A 2208-nucleotide genomic window follows, 5' to 3' on the forward strand; every position below is an offset into this window, starting at 1 on the left:
ACCCCGCCCCGCCCCGGTGGGCACCAGCCCGCGGGCGAAGTCCGAGGCCGCCCGGGCGACGGATCCGAGCGCGAGATGCGCCATAGACCGCGAGGTGTACGGGGCGCCGGCCACCGGATCCGGCCACAGATCACTCATGGCGTCAGCCTAGGAGAAACATGCTGCTTATTGTCAGCCTGCGGATGACACCTGTGGATAAGGGGCGGCCACCTGCGGGACAACGCCTGCAAGCCCGGGCGCCAGGGGATATGAGGCGGCATTTCCGCCCGCTTCCCAGCGGTCGAGGGCGGGTCGGGTAGAGCCGAATGATGGGGCGCTCGCGCCCCCAAAAGCCCAGTTCAAAGCCCGTTTCCGAGTTGACTCAAGGTCCGAATGGCTGTAAAATACGATCTGTTGAGAGGGAACGACAAGCCCGTCTCGACACCGCAACCGAAACCCCGAACAGGGAGCCACGAATGCAGGCCGTTCACATCGACCAGCTCGTCGACCTCGACGCCGACCGGGACCTGCGCGAGGACCGCGGCGACGTCGACGCACTCGCCGAGTCCATCGCCGAGCTAGGCCTGCTCGAACCGCTGACCGTCATCCCCCGTGCGGACGGTCGTTTCACCATCTACGCCGGACACCGCCGCCGCGACGCCGTGCGCCGCGCCGCCGAGCTGCTCGTCGCCGACCCCGACCACTACGACCTCAGCGCCGAGCAGGCAGCCGCCCGGGCCGAACAGTTGCAGCACGTCCCCTGCTGCGAGCGCCCCGACCTCGCCGGGCGCGACGTGCTCACCCAGATCGCCGAGAACGGCGAGCGCCTGAGTCTGACCGACGCCGAGCGCGCCCGCGGGCTGCAACTCGCGCTCGTCGACGGGCTCGACGCCCGCGCGATCTCGCGCGCCACCGGGATCAAGCTCGCCACCGTCCGCGCCGCGGAGAAGGTCGCCGCCCTGCCCGAGGTCGCGCAGAAGGCGCTGGCGACGGGCCAGCTCGGGCTCGACGAGGCGGCCAGCCTCGACGAGTTGGCCGACGACGCCAAGGCCGTCGAGCGCATCCTGCGCGGCAGTCACATCGGCTACGCCCTGGCCGAGGAGCGCCACAAGCGCGACCGCAAGGCCAAGGCCGCGCAGCTGCGCGAGCAGCTCACCGCCGACGGCTACGTCCTGGTCAGCAAGCCCAAGGACTTCCCCTGGTCCAGCCGGGAGGCCGAGTTGGGAGACCTCGCCGATGCCGAGGGCAACCCGCTGACCGTCGAGGAGTACGGCCTAGCCGACAAGCACGCCGTGTTCATCGACAGCGCCAGCTACGCCGAGCCCCGCCCGGTGCACATCTGCCGTGACCCCGAAGCCCACGGCCACACCCGGCTGCGCCACACCGGCTACGTCTCCCCCGAAGAGATCGCCCGCCGCGAAGCCGAGACGCCGCCCGACGCGAGCACGCGGAGAAGATGAGCGCCGCCCGCGACGTGCGTGCGAAGTTCCTGCGCAGCCTCATCGGTAGCCAGAAGGCCGCCACAAAGCACACCGACCTGCTGCTCACCATCGCCGCGCGCTGGCCCGATCTGATCGACGCCGGCCACCGCCACCCGCTCGCCGAGCAGCTCTGCCCCCAGCCCGAGCAGTGGACCCCCGCCCGCATCCAACAGTGCGCCGTCGCCACCGCCGTTCTGGGCATCGACGACCACGCCGAACGCCTGCGCGGCTGGCACGTCAAGCACGAGGCCGCCCTGTGGTGGTGGGACCAGCTCACCACCCTCGGCTACGACATCACCCCCGCCGAGGTCGAGCACCGCGCCGCCACCCAGGCCGCTTACACCGCCGAGCAGGCCGCACGCGTCGCCGAGCAGGCCGCACGGGCGGCCGCCGAGGCCGAGGACGAGGAGGACGAGGACCAGGAGGACGAGCCGGGCGCCGACGAGCAGGACTGCGAGGACTGCCACGCCGCCCCGACTCAGACCACTGTCGTCGGGTGCCAATGGACCGCCGACACCGACGAGACCGGCCAGGACGGCGAGCACGACGCCCCCGCGGCCTGATCAACCCGACCGGACGGCCGACCCCAATACCGGGGTCGGCCGTCCGGTCACATCAGCACCAGGTGACCCCATGGCCAGCCGGCCCGCAGGGCCGGCGCATCAACCGGGGCGCGGGCACACCGCCGCCCGGGAAGCTGGTGGGTCTCTCCTCGCGTCGGCGCGACGGAACATGCCCGGGGTTCTGC

General features: G+C 71.7%; 2 protein-coding genes. Both read left to right on the forward strand.

Annotation, left to right across the window (positions count from 1 at the left end):
* The first annotated feature begins 455 nt into the window (after window positions 1-455).
* Window positions 456-1439, forward strand: a complete 984-nt coding sequence (locus HF519_RS29895) for a ParB/RepB/Spo0J family partition protein (protein WP_169416298.1) — start codon at window positions 456-458, stop codon at window positions 1437-1439.
* Window positions 1436-2023: a hypothetical protein gene (locus HF519_RS29900; protein WP_169416299.1), complete on the forward strand. Its 588-nt coding sequence runs from the start codon at window positions 1436-1438 to the stop codon at window positions 2021-2023. The genes HF519_RS29895 and HF519_RS29900 overlap by 4 nt, the downstream gene beginning before the upstream one ends.
* Window positions 2024-2208: the final 185 nt, after the last annotated feature.

Origin of the sequence: Pseudonocardia bannensis, assembly GCF_012911875.1 — a bacterium.
Lineage (GTDB): Bacteria > Actinomycetota > Actinomycetes > Mycobacteriales > Pseudonocardiaceae > Pseudonocardia > Pseudonocardia bannensis.